11 protein-coding genes are annotated in these 16,534 nt (G+C 52.0%); 3 read left to right on the top strand and 8 right to left on the bottom strand.

From position 1 onward, the window contains the following. The first annotated feature begins 94 nt into the window (after nt 1-94). Nucleotides 95-622 carry a GAF domain-containing protein gene (locus ACSV5M_RS08685; protein ID WP_439175567.1) on the top strand — a complete coding sequence of 176 codons (528 nt, stop codon included), beginning with the start codon at nt 95-97 and terminating at the stop codon, nt 620-622. A gap of 8 nt (nt 623-630) precedes the next feature. Here the strand turns inward: ACSV5M_RS08685 and urtE are convergent, their stop codons facing one another. The 8 genes from urtE to atzF form a co-directional block, all read right to left on the bottom strand. After that, nucleotides 631-1,326 carry an urea ABC transporter ATP-binding subunit UrtE gene (gene urtE, locus ACSV5M_RS08680; RefSeq protein WP_439175566.1) on the bottom strand — a complete coding sequence of 232 codons (696 nt, stop codon included), beginning with the start codon at nt 1,324-1,326 and terminating at the stop codon, nt 631-633. Between the two features lie 150 nt (nt 1,327-1,476). Then, a complete protein-coding gene (gene urtD, locus ACSV5M_RS08675) occupies nt 1,477-2,289 on the bottom strand; it encodes an urea ABC transporter ATP-binding protein UrtD (protein ID WP_439175564.1) in 813 nt (270 codons plus the stop codon). Beyond that, nucleotides 2,289-3,449, bottom strand: coding sequence for an urea ABC transporter permease subunit UrtC (urtC, locus tag ACSV5M_RS08670; protein ID WP_439175562.1), 1,161 nt, complete (start codon nt 3,447-3,449; stop codon nt 2,289-2,291). Before urtC ends, urtD begins: the two co-directional genes overlap by 1 nt. A gap of 58 nt (nt 3,450-3,507) precedes the next feature. Then, the gene (gene urtB, locus ACSV5M_RS08665; protein ID WP_439175561.1) at nt 3,508-5,154 is read right to left on the bottom strand and encodes an urea ABC transporter permease subunit UrtB; all 1,647 of its coding nucleotides are present in this window, start codon (nt 5,152-5,154) and stop codon (nt 3,508-3,510) included. Nucleotides 5,155-5,350: 196 nt separating this feature from the next. After that, nucleotides 5,351-6,592 (bottom strand): urea ABC transporter substrate-binding protein, encoded by a 1,242-nt coding sequence (gene urtA / locus ACSV5M_RS08660; protein WP_439175755.1) that lies wholly within the window; start codon nt 6,590-6,592, stop codon nt 5,351-5,353. 459 nt (nt 6,593-7,051) lie between these two features. Further along, nucleotides 7,052-7,789, bottom strand: coding sequence for a GntR family transcriptional regulator (locus tag ACSV5M_RS08655; RefSeq protein ID WP_439175558.1), 738 nt, complete (start codon nt 7,787-7,789; stop codon nt 7,052-7,054). Nucleotides 7,790-7,948: 159 nt separating this feature from the next. After that, complete coding sequence (uca, locus tag ACSV5M_RS08650; RefSeq protein WP_439175754.1) at nt 7,949-11,566, bottom strand: urea carboxylase; 3,618 nt, start codon at nt 11,564-11,566, stop codon at nt 7,949-7,951. Nucleotides 11,567-11,601: 35 nt separating this feature from the next. Further along, nucleotides 11,602-13,395 carry an allophanate hydrolase gene (gene atzF, locus ACSV5M_RS08645; protein ID WP_439175556.1) on the bottom strand — a complete coding sequence of 598 codons (1,794 nt, stop codon included), beginning with the start codon at nt 13,393-13,395 and terminating at the stop codon, nt 11,602-11,604. A 355-nt stretch (nt 13,396-13,750) separates the two neighbouring features. Between atzF and ACSV5M_RS08640 the strand changes: the two genes are divergently transcribed. Both ACSV5M_RS08640 and ACSV5M_RS08635 read left to right on the top strand, forming a co-directional pair. Next, nucleotides 13,751-15,115: a Fic family protein gene (locus ACSV5M_RS08640; RefSeq protein WP_439175553.1), complete on the top strand. Its 1,365-nt coding sequence runs from the start codon at nt 13,751-13,753 to the stop codon at nt 15,113-15,115. 9 nt (nt 15,116-15,124) lie between these two features. Further along, complete coding sequence (locus ACSV5M_RS08635; RefSeq protein WP_439175550.1) at nt 15,125-16,489, top strand: deoxyguanosinetriphosphate triphosphohydrolase; 1,365 nt, start codon at nt 15,125-15,127, stop codon at nt 16,487-16,489. Nucleotides 16,490-16,534: the final 45 nt, after the last annotated feature.

Raw genomic sequence — 16,534 nt, 5'->3', positions numbered from 1 at the left:
TACTTATATGGCGTGTGGCGAAACACACACATACACAGCTATCGCGCATATAACAAAATTTAAAGCTTACCAGTGAAGCACGTCAGGAGCAGTTATGCTCGAACAAAAATCGCTGTTGTTGTTGATTAAACGATATAAAAATCGTCACATTGATGATCGCACCTTCTATCAATCGCTCACGGAAATATTGACGGAGGAGATCGGTTGTAGCCGCGCCAGTTTATGGCTCTATTCGGATTTACTCCTGAACGAAATTGAAGCCATTGATCTTTATGATCGCGATAGAAATATCCATAGTGCGGGTGTGCGGTTATACGAAGAAAGCTTCCAGCCATACTTCGCCGCTATGCGGAGCGCGGGTTGTATAGATGCACCTGATGCACGGGAACATCCTGCTACGCGTTGTTTCAACGAGCGCTATTTCCTGCCTAACGATATTTATTCCTTGCTCGATATCGGTATCGTCTTTAATGGTCAACTGGTGGGTGTATTTTGCTGTGAACAGGTGGGCGAGGTTATGATCTGGCGCGCAGAGCAAAAAGCCTATCTTGAACAAGCCGGTAAGCTGATTGCCTTTGCATTAAAACCATTGTTGTTGCATAAATTTTCAGAATTGTTTTAAAGGCGTTGCTACACACTCAAATACTGTTGTACCAATCCTTCATTTAAGTCGGCGATGGGCCCGGTTGCCACCACGCTACCTTTTTCCATAATAAAAAAGTCATCGGCCACGCGGCGGGCGAATGGCAATTTTTGTTCAACCAATAAAACCGTTAAATTCAACTCACGATTCAGGCGGCGGATAACGTCGCCGATATCGCGCACGATATTCGGCTGAATTCCTTCGGTGGGTTCGTCGAGTATCAATAGTTTCGGGTCAAGCACCAGCGCGCGCCCAATCGCCAATTGTTGTTGCTGGCCACCGGACAGATCGCCGCCGCGCCGGTATTTCATTTCCTTGAGTACCGGAAACAATTCATAAATGTGGGTGGGAATAAAACGCGCTTTGTCTTTGCGGGCGCCGAGGGAGATCTTCAGATTTTCCTCCACGGTCAACAGCGGGAAAATTTCCCGCCCTTGGGGCACGTAGCCGATACCGGCGCGAGCGCGTGCTTCGGTGGAGAGTTTGCTGATGTCCTGGTTGTCGAATTGCAATTGGCCATCGCGTATAGGCAGTAAACCGGTGATGCATTTCAGCAGCGTAGTTTTACCCACACCATTGCGCCCGATCAGGCAGCCGCAGGTGCCTTGTTTCAGGTTGAGCGACAAATCCCACAGGATGTGGCTTTGGCCGTAGTATTGATTAATGTGTTGGATGTGCAGCACGGCGTTCTCCACTTGCTTGATTTTTTTTTAATACTTGTCGGATTACGAGGCTGCGCCTCTAATTCGACCTACGAGTGCGGTGTGTTGTATTTGCAGGTCGGATCAGCGCAGCGTAATCCGACAATAAAATACATGTGCGAAAATTACGCATCACTCACCCAAATACACCTCAATTACTTTGGGGTCATTCTGCACCTGGTCCATGGTGCCTTCGGTTAACACTGAACCCTGGTGCAGCACGGTTACCTTGCGCGCAATGGAACGCACAAATTTCATATCGTGTTCCACTACTATCACCGAATGGTCACCCGCGAGCGACACTAGCAATTCGGCTGTTTTTTCCGTTTCCTCCCCTGTCATACCGGCCACAGGTTCATCGACCAATAACACGCGCGGGTTTTGCATCAACAACATACCGATTTCGAGCCACTGTTTTTGACCGTGGGATAAGGCACCGGCATTGTGATGGCGAAGATCCGCCAGACCAATTTGTACCAACACTTCATCAATGCGATAACGCTGATTACTGTTGAGTGATTGGGTTAATGTCCACCACACACGTTTATCTGCTGCGGTGGCGAGTTCGAGATTTTCATAAACCGTCAGCGCTTCAAAGATGGTCGGCTTTTGAAATTTCCGCCCGATGCCGCCGCGCGCAATCTGATGTTCGGATAATTCGAGCAGATTAATTTGCTGACCAAAATACACGCTGCCGCTGTCCGGTTTGGTTTTGCCGGTAATGACATCCATCATCGTGGTCTTGCCCGCGCCGTTGGGGCCGATGATGCAACGCAGTTCGCCTTCATCCACATACAGGTTGAGATTGTTCAGCGCACGAAAGCCATCGAAGCTGACGGTAACGCCTTCCACATACAAAATGGGGCCGTGGGTGGTATCCAGCGGGGCGCCGAAGTTGGGGTCGCTTTGTCCGAGGGTGCGGCGCGCCTGGTTAAAAATATTCATCAGTGCGTCTCCTCCGCCGGTTTGAGTGTCGGTGTCTTGGGCGTGTCATCAGGTGTGTCATTGGGTGGGGTTTTGTTGGTGCGTTTAAACCGCGCCACCAAACCGACCAAGCCTTTGGGTAACACCAGTGTGACCAACACAAACAACGAACCCAACACAAATAACCAGGCTTCCGGTGACCAGGAGGTAAAAATAGTTTTGCCATAATTGACAGCAAAGGCCCCGACAATCGCGCCGAACAAGGTGCCGCGCCCACCAGTCGCCACCCACACCACTAACTCAATGGAATTCAATGGCGAGAACTCACCGGGGTTGATGATGCCGACTTGCGGAACATAAAGTGCACCGGCAATACCCGCCAACACCGAGGAGAAAACAAATAACCAAAGCTTGTAAGATTCCACCTTGTAGCCACAAAACCGTGTGCGGCTTTCGGCATCGCGAATCGATACGATAATGCGCCCCATGCGCGAGGTCACAATGTAACGGCAGGCAAGGTATGCGAGGATCAACATCAACGCAGACGTTACAAATAAACTCACCCGTGTACCGCTGGCGGTGATGGAAAAGCCGAGGATATCTTTAAAGTCAGTCAAACCGTTGTTGCCCCCAAAACCCATCTCGTTGCGGAAGAAGGCGAGCATCAAGGCATAGGTCAATGCTTGCGTGATAATCGCAAAATATACGCCGGTTACGCGGGAGCGAAATGCGAGCCAACCGAATACCAGGGCCAGCAACCCGGGAACGACCAACACCATCAGCATGGCAAACCAGAACATATCGAAGCCTTGCCAATACCAGGGCAAGGCGTCCCAATTTAAAAACACCATAAAGTCCGGTAATTCCGGGTTGCCGTATTGGCCCCGGTCACCGATTTGTCGCATCAGGTACATGCCCATGGCGTAGCCGCCCAAGGCAAAGAACGCACCGTGCCCCAACGACAGGATGCCGGCATAACCCCAGATTAAATCTACCGACAGCGCCAGCAGTGCGTAGCAGAGAAATTTACCGAGCAGGGTAACGGTGTAAGTGGATACATGAAATATCGAATCGTGCGGCACCGCCAGATTCAGGATGGGCACAATCACCGCAGTCAGCGCAATCAGGCCGAGCACAATCATGCCGCCGCGATCGCTGAGTAATAAACGTTGAGTCAACATAAATCCGTTCTCAATTTTGGTAAGCGTTTTGTCGGTTCATTAGAGGCATCAGAAAGTTTTAATCTGCCGCTGCGCGACCTTTTTGCGGGAATAATCCCTTGGGCTTTTTCTGAATGAACAGGATGAGTAATACCAGTACCAACACTTTGGCCAACACCGCACCGGCATACGGCTCCAGAAATTTATTGATGATGCCGAGCCCCATAGCGCCGACCAGCGTGCCCCACAAATTACCCACACCACCAAACACCACCACCATAAAGGAGTCGATGATATAAGCTTGACCCAGGTTGGGGCCGACGTTGGTCAGTTGCGATAAAGCAACGCCAGCGATACCCGCAATGCCGGAGCCCAGACCAAAGGTCAACGCATCGACCCAGTTGGCGCGCACACCTACCGCGCGCGCCATGGAGCGATTTTGCGACACCGCGCGAACTTTCAAACCGAGGGAGGTTTTCTTGAGGATCATCATCAACACAAAAAACACGACAAGGCCGAAGATCAAAATATAAAACCGGTTGTAAGTAATCGATAGCACCGGATTAATGTCCATCGAACCACTCATCCAGTCCGGTAGGCTCACAGCGCGGTTTAGCGGCGAAAAAATACTGCGTGCTGCCTGTTGCAAGATCAAGCTGATGCCGAAGGTCGCGAGCAAGGTTTCCAGTGGGCGGCCGTATAAAAAACGGATCACGCCGCGCTCAATAGCAATACCCACCAGACCGGCAACGACAAATGCCGCCGGCACAGCAATTAATAAACTGTAGGTAATCTGGTTAGGAAAAATTTGTTGTACAACCCAGGTGGTGTAAGCACCGATCATCATCAGCTCGCCGTGGGCCATGTTGATCACACCCATCACGCCGAAGGTAATTGCCAGGCCAATGGCGGATAACAACAACACCGAACCCAGGCTTAAACCAAAGAAAACATTTTCGCCGAAACGGTAGACGGCAATGCGGTCTTCAATAGCGTTGAGCGTTTGCTGCGCTTTATTGCGCACGTCTTTATTGTCATCACTGGCGGCGAGCTCCTTAAGTTTGGTGCGCACTTCGGGTTCGAGTGAGCCGCTGAACAAGGCAATCGCATCCAAGCGTGCGGCGGGATCTTCACTTTCAACATTAAACAGCGCAATAGCGATAGTAATAGCATCACGTACCTGGGTATTGGGTTCTGTAGACTGACGTGTTTTCAATAATTCAACACTGTCACCGTCAACACCATCGCTGATCAATTGTTTGATCGCTTTAAGTCGTATATCGGGCTGCGCGTGATTGATATTGATTGCAGCCAGCAGGGTGCGTAATTGACCGCGCATACGGTTATTGATGGGTATGCGCTTGAGCGTTTCAGCGGCATCAGCAGCGAGAGCTTCGCCAGAAAGGGCATCGATAAATTTTTTCTTGCCGGTACTGATCGCGACGGTGGGTGGATTACCCCGATCTGCATACAAATTACCTTGTTGCAAGGCTTCAATGACAGACGGCACGCGCTCGTCATTTACCATCGCCAGCGCTTTGATGGTCTGGCCACGTTTGGATAAGCTGCCCTTGGGCAATTCGTGCACCAGGGTTTCAAATTCAGTTGTCGCGGTGGATGGCGGTTCACCGGACTCAGTGTCAGTCTGCGCCATGGCGCTATGAGCCAGGCTGGTCAGCAGGCACAGGCCAAGCAAACTTTTCAGCAGCCACTGTAGGTTAGGCATAACGCATTTCTCTTTTTTAAAGATGATTTGGTTTTATAAAAATCTGAATCTAAAATAATATTGGCCTTTGTAAGCGGCCCGACGTTTGATACTTTTTTTGCAGGGCAAACCGGTGCGATTTACCCTGCAAAAGAGTGATCGAGTTGGGTGTTATTCCTCAGTGGCAATAACACCCATGACCCATGATGACGCGAACTTATTGCACTGCAGCACCCAAACATTTTTTGGTTTTGGTGTTGTAGTTACCGCACTTCAATTTAACCCAGTCAGAGGTTAAGTCTTTGCTGCCGTCCAGGTAATCAGACCAGGCATCACCGGGGACCAGACCTTCGGTTTCCCATACAGTGAGGAACTGACCGTCTTCCTGGATTTCACCGATCAGCACCGGCTTGGTGATGTGGTGGTTGGGCAACATCTTGCTGGTACCGCCAGTCAGGTTGGGCACTTCTACGCCGACAATCGCGTCGATCACTTTGTCGGTATCGGTGGACTTGGCTTTCTCAACCGCTTTCACCCACATATTGAAACCGATGTAGTGTGCTTCCATCGGATCGTTGGTCACGCGCTTTGGATTTTTGATAAAGCTTTTCCACTGCTTGATGAATGCTTCGTTCGCAGGATTCTCCACGCTCATGAAGTAGTTCCAGGCTGCCAGGTGGCCCACCAGGGGTTTGGTATCGATACCGGAAAGTTCTTCTTCACCAACAGAGAAAGCGACTACAGGAATATCTTCGGCGGAGATTTTCTGGTTACCCAATTCGCGATAGAAAGGGACGTTAGCGTCGCCGTTGATGGTGGACACCACGGCAGTTTTCTTGCCCGTTGAACCGAAGCGTTTGATGTCGGCCACGATGTTCTGCCAATCGGAGTGGCCGAAGGGCGTGTAGTTGATCATGATGTCTTCATCTTTCACGCCTTTGGATTTCAAATAGGCTTCCAGAATTTTGTTGGTGGTGCGCGGGTAAACGTAGTCGGTACCGGCCAATACCCAACGTTTGACTTCAATGTCATTCATCAAATAATCAACTGCAGGAATGGCTTGCTGGTTTGGTGCCGCACCGGTATAGAACACGTTGCGTGACGATTCTTCACCTTCATATTGCACGGGGTAGAACAGAATGCCGTTCAGTTCTTCTACCACGGGCAATACGGATTTGCGTGATACTGACGTCCAGCAACCGAAGATCGCGTCGACTTTTTCTTTCTCCAGCAACTCGCGGGTTTTCTCAGCGAATAACGGCCAGTTGGATGCAGGGTCAACGACTACGGCTTCCAACTTTTTGCCGAGCAAACCACCCTTTTTGTTCTGCTCTTCGATCAGCATCAGCATGGTATCTTTCAGCGTGGTCTCTGAAATCGCCATGGTGCCGGACAATGAATGCAATACACCGACTTTAATGGTGTCCGCTGCTTGCGCCGTCAGCGCGGTTACCGCCATGCCGCAGGCAATACCTAGTGCCCCGACGTGCTTCACTATTTTTTTCAGTTTCATGGGTCAAACTCCGTTGTGTCTGTTGTGGGTTAAAAACAACCATAAGCGTCTGGGAACGCAGGGTGACTCCTTGTTGGTGCTTGTGTCTTTGTTGGATCAGCGTTGAAATTTCCTCGTGAACTTTCACACTACTGACGTTTTTATTGACGACTGCTTCTTAACGGGCAAATTTAATCATTGGGTTTGTCGGATTACGCCCGAGGCTAATGCGACCTACATTTCTGGTTTAATACAACCTATTTCCGGATCACGCCTGTGGCTAATGCGGCCTACCTTTTTTGTCGGATTACGCTGCGCTAATCCGACCTACTTCTGTGTTGGATGTATTGCATTGATCCGGCGGTGATTCTGCGCTTTTGTAGGTCGAATTAGGTGTGCGCAGCACACCGTAATCCGACACGGTTTCTACACATCAGGCGTCTGCTCCTGCGCTTCATAAAGCATATGCAAGGTAATTCGCCTGACTTCCGACTTGCTCGCTTCAATATGGGTCTTCAACAATAACTGCACATCTTCGCTGCGCCGTTCAATGATCGTGCGCAAAATCTTTGCGTGCTCTTCGTAAGTCGCTTCAATACGAAAGCGCTTGGTGAAATCAATCCGTCGCACAATACGCAAACGCTCGGTCAAGTCGTGATGGATGCGCGCCATCTCCAGGTTGCCGGTGGCTTCTACCAACTGTTCATGAAAACGTTCATCCAATGCACACACGGTGGGGCCGTCTTCCAGGCGATCCTCCGGTGCCACCAGCCAGATGCGTTTTAAATCCTCCAGGTTCGGTGCCGGTTCCATCTCGCACAAACGCTTGACCGCTGCCATCTCCAACACAATACGCACGTCGTACAGTTGCTCGAACTGGCGGAAATCGAACGGCTTGACTTGCCAGCCGCTGCGAAATGACACTTCGACAAAACCTTCGCGCTGCAGGCGCGTTAGTGCCTCACGCACCGGTGTACGGCTGGCTGTCATGCGCTCGGCCATTTCGTTTTCACTGAAGCGGTCACCGGGCAACAGGCGGAAATTAAAAATATCCTGTTTAATCTGTTGATAAATTCGCTCCGTCAAATTCTGCCGCGGTTCGCTGGGTGTCTTGTCGTTCTTGATCAATTTCATATCTCTATCGACGTCACGAAACGTTTGCATAAATCGGATTACCTCGCTCGTTGCGCTCGCGCCTAATTCGACCTACTTGGCTTCGTGCGCCGCATTTTCGTAGGTCGGATTAGCCGTTAGGTGTAATCCGACATGGATTTTCTTTCGGGGCTGGTTGTCGGATTACGCTGCGCTAATCCGACCTACGGGTCATACTTCTAAAACTAGTAGTAAATCACCGGCATTGACTTGCTTGCCGGGCTCACAATGAATTGCGCTGACTTTGGCGTTGCGATCGGCGTAGATAGAGAACTCCATCTTCATGGCTTCCACAATCAACAAGGGTTGATCCGGTTCAACCAACTGACCGGGTTCGACCAGTAGTTTCCAGATATTGCCGCTGATGTCGGCGGTGATCGCGTGGCCGTCGACTTCAATAGGGCCGCTGGTGATTTTGACTTGCAGCGCGGCATCCACTTGCGCGGCTTCATCGGCTTGCCACAGCGCCACTTCTTTGGTGAAGGCTTCCTGCTGTTTGGCTTTAAAGGCGGCGATGCTGTCCGCGTTTTCTTCCAGAAATTGTTCGTGTTCGGCAAGGCTGAAATATTCTTCTTCGATGCGAATCGCAAGGCGACCTTCACGGAAGGCTTCGCGTTGTGCCGTGAGTTCTTCTTCACTCACTTCGTAGTAGCGCACGCGGTCAAAGAATTTCAGTAGCCAGGGTTCGTCATGCTCAAACACCGGATTCTTCAAAAATTTATTCCAGATCGGCAGCGTGCGGCCCACCAGCTGATAACCGCCGGGGGAATCCATGCCGTAGATGCACATATAAACACCGCCGATGCCAACTGTGCCTTCGGCGGTATAGGTGCGGGCAGGATTGTATTTTGAAGTCAATAAACGGTGACGCGGGTCGACTGGCACGGCGCAGGGCGCACCGAGATACACATCGCCCAAGCCCAACACCATGTAGCTGGTTTCGAACAAAATCTGGCGCACTTGCTCCACACTATCCAGGCCGTTAATGCGCCGCATAAATTCGGTGTTGCTCGGCAACCAGGGCGCTTTATCGCGTACGGATTGACGGTAGCGTGCAACGGCATCCAGTGTGGCGGAGTCTTCAAATGCCATGGGCAAATACACCACACGGCTCGGCACACTCATGGTGTCGACATCGGGTAATGTCGCTTCAATTTTTAACAGCGCCGCGACCAGGTCGCGTTGGTGGATAACGCGGCTGTCGTAGTTGATTTGCAGCGAACGCACGCCCGGCGACAACTCAATCACGCCGTTAATGGGCGAGGCCTTTAAGGCTTCCATCAGCGCGTGCACGCGAAAGCGCAACCGCAAGTCGAGAATGTTGGGGCCGTATTCCAGCAGAATATATTTATCACCCGCCTGGCGATAAGCCACCGCCGGGCGGCTGCCCTCTTCCGGTAATGCGGCGAGGATGCAGTGAGATAAATCGTGCTCAGGCTCGGTAATCGGTGTGTGTTGAATCTCCTGTTGCACTGCCAGTGCATCAATGGCGCGGTCGGTGGCTAATTCCAAGGCTAAGGCCGTATCAAAACTTAACCGCTTGAAACGAATTTTATCGCCCGGTTTGACCTGGCCGACTTTCCACAACTCTGCTTTCACAATCGTAACCGGACACACAAAGCCGCCGAGGCTGGGGCCGTCTTTGGTCAAAATCACTGGCATGTCGCCGGTAAAATTAATCGAGCCCACGGCGTATTCGGTATCGTGAATATTGGAGGGATGCAAACCGGCTTCGCCGCCGTCGCTGCGTGTCCAGGTGGGTTTCGGGCCGTTCAAACGAATGCCTAACCGGTTGGAGTTGTAATGCACTTCCCATGCGGTGCTAAAAAACATGTCGATGGCATCGTCGGTGAAAAAATCCGGCGCGCCATGGGGACCGTACAGCACACCGATTTCCCATTCGTTGGGATATGCCGGAATTAAACCTGCCGGTGCGGCGGCGGGTTCATAAACGGGGGCCGGTGTTGTGCAAGCGGCAATAGCGGGATTACTGATGGGCAACATATCAGTCGCGCGCAGTGTGCGGCCTGCGTGGCCACCAAACTGTCCCAGCGCAAAGGTCGAACGGCTGCCGAGATAAACCGGCACATCAAAACCGTTGCGTACGGCAAGATAGGCGCGGCAACCGTTTTCGGCTTTACCGACGTCCAATACCTGGCCAGCTTTCACCGCAATGGGTGACCAGAATTGAATGAGTTCGCCATCCAGTTTTGCGGGCGATGCTGCACCGGTCAGGGCGATCACGGTATCAGTATGGAAACGCAACCTGGGACCGATGATCGTGAATTCCAAACCAGCGGCGCTTTCATGGTTGCCGACAATGCGGTTGGCCAAACGGAACGCGTAATCATCCATGGGGCCTGAAGGCGGTACGCCAATACTCCAGTAACCGCTGCGGCCGGGATAATCCTGCACGCTGGTGTAGGTGCCCGGTTGCAACACTTCAACCACCGGAGCGCGGTAAACAAAACTGGCGAGTTTGTTGGTGGCCACATCGCCTTTGCCAAAAAAATCCGAGCCGACAATTTGCCGCAAGTAATCCAGGTTGGTGGCAATGCCGCACACGCGGGTTTCATTCAAGGCTGCAATCATTTTTTGAATCGCATCGGCGCGGTCGCTGCCGTGCACAATGATCTTGGCAATCATCGGATCGTAATAGGGCGATACTTCGGTGCCGGTAGCAACCCAGGTATCGATGCGCGCGTTTTCGGAAAAATGCACATCGGTCAGCACACCGGGTGACGGCTGGAAATCGCGTACCGGATCTTCCGCATAAAAGCGCACTTCGATAGCCGCACCTTTTGGCGTGATCTCAATATCAAGGTTCGGCGCTTCATCGGCAGCGGTGAGAATCATCCACTCCACCAGATCAACGCCGGTGCAGGCTTCGGTGATGGGGTGCTCAACCTGCAAACGGGTATTCACTTCGAGGAAATAAAATGCATCGCGTGCGGCATCGTAAATATATTCCACGGTTCCGGCAGAACGATAATTAACGGCTTCACCTAAACTCTTCGAGGCCGCCAATAACTTTTCGCGTGTAGCGGCGGGCAGATTGGGGGCGGGAGTTTCTTCTACTACTTTCTGGTTGCGCCGTTGCAATGAGCAATCGCGTTCGCCTAATGCCAACACATTGCCTTTGCCATCACCAAAGATTTGCACTTCCACGTGACGAGCGTTATCGACAAAGCGTTCAAGGAACACACCGCTGTCGCTGAAGAAATTTTGCCCGAGGCGTTTCACCGTTTCATAGGCTTCGATTAATGCCGCTTCATCGTTACAGCGTGTTAAACCGATACCACCACCGCCAGCGGTGCTTTTCAACATAACGGGGTAACCCAATGTGGCGGCAGCGCTGACGGCTTCTTCAACTGAACCTAATAAACCGGTGCCGGGTGTTAATGGCACGCCGGCTTTCTCGGCGATTTCACGGGAAGTATGTTTTAAACCGAATTCGCGAATCTGTTGCGGTGTCGGCCCACAAAAGGCGATGCCGGCTGCTTCGCATTGTTCGCAGAATTTTGCGTTTTCCGATAAAAAGCCGTAGCCAGGAATGATCGCCTGCGCACCGGTTTCTTTCGCGGCGGCGAGGATGCGGTCTACCTGCAGGTAACTTTCGGCAGCGGTGTTACCGCCGAGACACACGGCCACATCGCAAGCAGACACATGCGCGCTGTTGCGATCCGCTTCGGAATATACCGCGACCGATTTTACGCCCATTTTTTTCAGCGTTTTGGCGATACGCACGGCAATCTCGCCGCGGTTTGCAATCAGGACTGTATGAAACATCATGGTTCTCCGATGCGTGTTTAGTTGTGTTTTTGTTAAGCCGTCAACGACTTGATATACGCCCGCCATCCACCCAACGGCGTAATGTCTTTTGCACCCTCGACCGCCGCGCCTTCGCAAATAAAACCTTTCACCTCGCGCCCGTCTTTTAAGGTCAAGGTGCCGATGCCCAAAGGCGCGGGAATCAAGGCAACAAAGCTGCCGAAGTGGTGCGTCGGTACGTCCCATAACTCCACAATAATTTCCGCTCCTTTATCGTGGGTGCGAATCAATCCGGGTTTGGGCGGTGTGGTGTTGGGTAAAGCGAAGAGGCGATAACAATCGGCGGTAAACGTGCTTTCCACAAAGCGCGCCTTGCGCTCAGTCAATTGCGTATTCAGTGGCATACCAGTGAGATGCGCGCCGACCACTGCAAGCCGTACATAACCAGTGGGAACCTGTGATCTGATGTCGGTTTGTGGTGCAACTCGGCGCGTAGCGCCTAATGTCCAGGGTGCGGCTTTTGCCCAGTATTTTCCAAATTCCGCGAGCGCGGCGTCTTGCCAGGCCGGTGCAATCAAGGTGATGCCGAAGGGCAAACCGTCGTTGCGCAATCCGGCGGGTAAGGCGAGTGCGGAACAATCCGCAAGGTTGACAAAATTGGTCCAGGTGCCCAATTGGCTGTTGACGATCACCGGGTCAGCGTCGACCTCGGCAATGGTCGGCAAGCGCGGTGCGGTGGGAACTAACAGCGCGTCCACAGAAGCCATTTGGGTTTGAATCGCGCGGGCTAAATCGGCGCGGCTGTATTCAGCGTTGTAAGCATCCGTTGCCGTGAAATTTACGGCTTGTTTGATAATCCCGCGCACCACGGGATTCATTTGCTCCGCATGCTCGACCATAAATTCCGCGATGGCCGCATGACGCTCCGCCACCCAAGGGCCGCCGTAAAGTAATTGCGCCAGGGTTTGCATGGGTGTGAAATCGATAGGAATTAATTCAGCGCCCAATTCGATAAGCTGCGCGAGGGTTTTATGCCAGGCGAATTCGGATTCGCTATCACCAAACCACACCAGTTCGGCGGGAATACCAAAGCGCGGTTTGCTCGCAAAAAACGTGGCCGGTGCGGGTGCCGTGCGTGAATAACCATCGGCGGGATCAAAGCCTTCCATCACGCGCGCGACGTGCTCGGCATCATCCACCGTCAATGAAAAAATCGATACGCAATCCAGACTGCGGCACGCGGGCACCACGCCCAGGGTGCTGAAACGACCTTTGGTAGGTTTCAGGCCGACAATATTGTTGAACCCGGCAGGCACGCGACCGGAACCTGCGGTATCCGTGCCGAGACTGAAGGGAAATAAACCGGAGGCTACCGCAACGGCAGAACCGGAACTGGACCCGCCGGACACGTAATCCGGGTTAAAACTATTGGGCACAGCACCATAAGGCGAGCGTGTGCCGACAAGTCCGGTAGCGAACTGATCGAGATTGGTCTTGGCCAATACAATCGCACCGGCAGCACGCAGTTTGGCGACGCTGGTGGCATCGGCACTGGCGATGTAAGTAAAGGTAGGGCAGGCGGCGGTGGTGGGAATACCGGCAACATCAATATTGTCTTTCACCACAAAAGGCACACCGTATAGCGGCAGCTTCAAGGCATCGGCGCCGGCAGCGTCAAGCTGATCCAGTTGTGCATCCAACTCGGCGGCGGAAAGAATATAAATCCAGGCGGGGTCATCGTCCCGTAATTGTTGGCGCAATGCATGCAGCGCAGTGCGCGGGTCTACTGTTTGTTCGCGGTAGGCGCTCAGCCACTCGCCGATGGTCCAACCCAATTGGTCACTCATTATTGTTCCTGCCACTCATGCACGGGGTGGATGCCCCATTGAAATACCGTCTTGTATGCAAGATGGTATTCAGCAGAAACTGTGCCAAGGAAATTTTGATGGGTGGAAATTGCGCCTTGATGTTGGAAAAGTATTGATAATTCAATACGTTAAATGACGCAGGGAATTGGAACGATGCTGGTTTTTAAGAGAATTTCCGCGTGATTTCTTGCGCTGCATTTGTGCACCAAGATAAGGTTTCTGGGCCAGCGTGGTGCAATGCTAGACCGATTTCATATCTCAATTTTGGGAAATATTGAGATATCTTGGGGAAAGGACTATAGTCAACTCAAATTTCGTTGATTTTGAGATAGTGATGATTAAAGCCCCGCCTCCAGCGTCTGAACTGCCGCAGGACCCGCTTCGTTCCGTGGCGGAAGCAGGCTTGGAGAATTCATTGATATACGCGAATTACGTTTCGCCAGTGGACGAGCGGGGAAGGTACTTACCGTTTGACGAATTTCGCCATCGGGTTCCTAAATCGCTGCAAATCAATCTCGCATGGGCACTGTTGAAGCGCGCACGTAACACATCAAGTGAGTCGCTATTCGGTGTTATCCCATCCCTGCCCAAGTTGGATTTGCTTCTTATCAGCAATATTCAAAAGACCATCTCGCTCGTTGACCAAACCACGACATCAGCCGCCCTCGAATGGACAATAAAAAAACTGGGCGAAGCTGAACATTTGAGTTACCTCTTCAATGACCTGATTGAAGACGAAGCCATCAGCAGCAGCCAACTCGAAGGCGCAGCAACCACCACCCTGGTTGCCAAAGATATGCTCAAGCGACAACGCGAGCCGCGCAGCATGGATGAAAAAATGATCCTGGGGAATTTCAGGATGATGCGTTTTGCCTGGGAGCACCGCACAGCCGATATCAGCCCGGACTTTATCCGCGAATTACATGCCATGGGCGTGGAGGGCATCAACGATGAGCATTACCTGCCGGGCGTGTTCCGCACCCATGATGAGGTTGTTGTAGAAGATCGCGATGGCAATATTGTCCATCAGCCGCCACCGGCCCAAGGTATCGAGCAGCGCTTCCAAAAATTTTGCGAGTGGGTCAACAGCAATCACGATGAAATCGAAAGCAACACCTATCTGCATCCTTTGATCAAAGCCATCGTCATCCATTTTGTGATTGGCTACGAACATCCCTTTCAGGATGGCAACGGTCGTGTTGCCCGTGCATTATTTTATTGGTTTATGTTTAGAAAAGAGTACGGCGCGTTTCGCTATATTTCTATCAGCAACCTGTTGAAAGACGCGGCGACACAATACGGCAAGTCGTATCTGTACACCGAAACCGATGAGATGGATATGACCTATTTCATCGATTACCAGTGTTCCATCATCATGCGTGCCGTAATTACCTTTAAAAACCATTGCCAAAAAGCCATCGCTGATATTGAATCCTTCAATCAATGGTTGTGGAACACCGGCACGCTGAAAAAATTGAACGATAAGCAGAAGGTGGTGTTTCAAGTAGCAAGAAGCAAGGTGCAGCGTGAATTTACCGCGACCAACGTCAAGGAGAATCTTGGCTGTTCCTACAACACTGCGTCTGCCGTATTAAACGGTCTGGTTGATCTGAATTTATTTGGTAAGAAAAAAGAGGGGCGCGAGTGGGTATTTTATCTGCTCGATCAAAACGATATTCAACACCACTGGAAACCCTAAGGACATCCCATGACCATGAACTGGCACCAACTCCTCTGCGCCGAGCGGCTTGGTCATCGACCGGTTAAGGATGAAGAGGGGCGTTCGCCGTTTCATTCGGATCACGACAAGATTATTTTTTCCGGTGCCTTTCGGCGGCTGGCGCGCAAGACGCAGGTGCATCCGCTGGCCACTAACGATCACATCCATAATCGTATGACCCACAGCCTTGAAGTCGCTTGCGTGGGCCGCACCTTGGGAATTCGTGTCGGTGCTGCATTAAAAGCGGCGGGTGATTTGCCGGTACACATTGTGCCAACGGATATCGGCGATATTGTGCAGGCGAGTTGCCTGGCGCACGACATCGGTAACCCACCGTTTGGTCACACCGGTGAAGAAGCGATTCGCAACTGGTTTCAAAAAGAAGGTGCGTCCTATCTGGAACAACTGACGCCGGCAGAGCAAACGGATATCCGCGTCTTTGAAGGCAATGCCCAAGGCTTGCGTGTATTGACCACCTCCGAGTATTACCAGTATCAGGAAGGCATGCGGCTCACCTACGCCACCCTCGCGTCTTCGATTAAGTATCCCTGGTGTTCCGAAGCGACGGTCAAGCGCCAGCGCCCCAAGCACAACAAGTACGGCATCTTCCAGTCCGAGTTGAATTACTTGCATGAGATTGCCGACAAAACCGGCTTGATCCAGAAAGGTGAGGATTGGTATTGCCGCCATCCGCTGGTGTATTTGATGGAGGCGGCGGACGATTTCTGTTACGGCATTATTGATCTGGAAGATGGCCTGGAGATGGGCATCATCAGTTGGGATGAGATCTACGGCATCCTGCGCAACGTGATTGATCCGGCGCAAATTGCCGAACTGGAAAAAACCCTGAACAAAGTCAGTGATGGCCGCAAGCCGGCAATCCTGCGCGGCAAGGCGATTGATGCGTTTATCAACGCCGGTACCCAGGCATTTTTCAATCACCAGAAAGATTTTCTGAACGGCACGGTTGAGAGTGATTTGATTTCGTTGTGCGATAAAAATGTGATGGAGGCCGTGCAGGCGGCCAAGGATCTCGCCAAGCGCAAGATCTTCAACCACTCCAAACGCGTAGAACTGGAGATCGGTGCTTACGCCACCATCGCGACGCTGCTGAGTACGATTTGCAGTGCGGTGGATGCCTTCCTCCGTGATCCCCAGCAGATGACCTATAAAGACAACCGCGTCATGTCGCTGATCGGCGACAACAACTTCCATCCCCAGGTGCTGCATAAGCACGGCAATTATCGCTATCTCGCCATCATGGCGGTGATCGACTACATCAGCGGCATGACCGATAACTACGCCACCAACCTGGCCAAGCAGTTCAATGGCATGGGCGAGTCACGCTACTGACAGGGCGCGGTCCAGGCTGGCCGCCGGCGAATTTTTGACTGATTC

The organism is Cellvibrio sp. ARAG 10.3, assembly GCF_051846955.1.
GTDB lineage: Bacteria > Pseudomonadota > Gammaproteobacteria > Pseudomonadales > Cellvibrionaceae > Cellvibrio.
The sequence above is the reverse complement of the archived record's forward strand: the minus strand, read 5'-3'. Positions and strand labels throughout refer to the sequence as shown.

Bases quoted from the DNA above. Each gene is read 5' to 3' on its own strand.
- ACSV5M_RS08685 (WP_439175567.1), top strand. From the start codon at position 95: ATGCTCGAACAAAAATCGCTGTTGTTGTTGATTAAACGATATAAAAAT.
- urtD (WP_439175564.1), bottom strand. From the start codon at position 2,289: ATGAATATTTTTAACCAGGCGCGCCGCACCCTCGGACAAAGCGACCCC.
- urtC (WP_439175562.1), bottom strand. From the start codon at position 3,449: ATGTTGACTCAACGTTTATTACTCAGCGATCGCGGCGGCATGATTGTG.
- urtB (WP_439175561.1), bottom strand. From the start codon at position 5,154: ATGCCTAACCTACAGTGGCTGCTGAAAAGTTTGCTTGGCCTGTGCCTG.
- urtA (WP_439175755.1), bottom strand. From the start codon at position 6,592: ATGGCGGTAACCGCGCTGACGGCGCAAGCAGCGGACACCATTAAAGTC.
- ACSV5M_RS08655 (WP_439175558.1), bottom strand. From the start codon at position 7,789: ATGCAAACGTTTCGTGACGTCGATAGAGATATGAAATTGATCAAGAAC.
- uca (WP_439175754.1), bottom strand. From the start codon at position 11,566: ATGTTTCATACAGTCCTGATTGCAAACCGCGGCGAGATTGCCGTGCGT.
- atzF (WP_439175556.1), bottom strand. From the start codon at position 13,395: ATGAGTGACCAATTGGGTTGGACCATCGGCGAGTGGCTGAGCGCCTAC.
- ACSV5M_RS08640 (WP_439175553.1), top strand. From the start codon at position 13,751: ATGATTAAAGCCCCGCCTCCAGCGTCTGAACTGCCGCAGGACCCGCTT.
- ACSV5M_RS08635 (WP_439175550.1), top strand. From the start codon at position 15,125: ATGACCATGAACTGGCACCAACTCCTCTGCGCCGAGCGGCTTGGTCAT.